This is a genomic window from Streptomyces sp. P5F9, from assembly GCF_057961495.1.
On sequence record NZ_JBXVPZ010001024.1, the window covers coordinates 1 to 699 of the forward strand.

Annotated in this window: 1 protein-coding gene; it reads left to right on the top strand. The window is 69.5% G+C overall.

Annotated elements, in window-relative coordinates:
• Positions 1 to 108: 108 nt before the first annotated feature.
• A complete protein-coding gene (locus AC31A1_RS52210) occupies positions 109 to 585 on the top strand; it encodes a helix-turn-helix domain-containing protein (protein ID WP_489660046.1) in 477 nt (158 codons plus the stop codon).
• Positions 586 to 699 lie beyond the last annotated feature (114 nt).

The window sequence follows — 699 nt, forward strand, 5'->3', positions numbered from 1 at the left end:
ACCTCCCCCTAATTGAGCCGATTTTCCTCAGTGCTTGCACGCGAGCACGTAATTCCGTGCGCGCAAGCAAGCTAAACTCGCTGCCATCCAAAGGAAGCGAGCACACAGATGACCAGCCAGGATCTGGACGCGTTCGCCGCGTGGGTCGAGGACCTGATGCGCGACCGCGGCTACGACATCGACAGCCCACGCGGCGGCGGCAAGTCCCGGATAGCGGACGAGGCGGGCGTCCACCGGGCCGCCGTCACGCGCCTGCTTCAGCGCCAGAGCATGCCGGACCTGGAGACCACACGCAGGCTCGCCCGCGTGCTGGGCGTGCCGGTCCGCGACATGCTCATCCGCTCCGGCCGGCTCACCGCGGAGGAACTCGCCGACCCCCACGACTACTTGGCCTCCCCCGCACCCGGCGCCGAGTTCGCCCGTCGCCCCACGCTGGAGGAGGTCGCGGATCTGCTGGGGGTGCCTGCCGACCGTCGGGAGATGTTCGTGCGCGTGGTCGAGCAGTTCCTGCCGAACGAGGCGCCGGCCGCGGAAGCCGCAGGACACGTGCGGCACGAGGACGCACGGCTGCTGATGACCGACTGACCGGCTGATCCCCGGCCAGTCACCTCCGGTCACCCGTCGGCGGTCACCGGTTCGCGGTACGAGGGAACTGGTCCCTCCCTCGCCGCTCCCAGACTTCCCTCCCCCTGTTTCCCC

Excerpts from the sequence above, each read along its gene's own strand:
- AC31A1_RS52210 (WP_489660046.1), top strand. The coding sequence starts at position 109 with ATGACCAGCCAGGATCTGGACGCGTTCGCCGCGTGGGTCGAGGACCTG.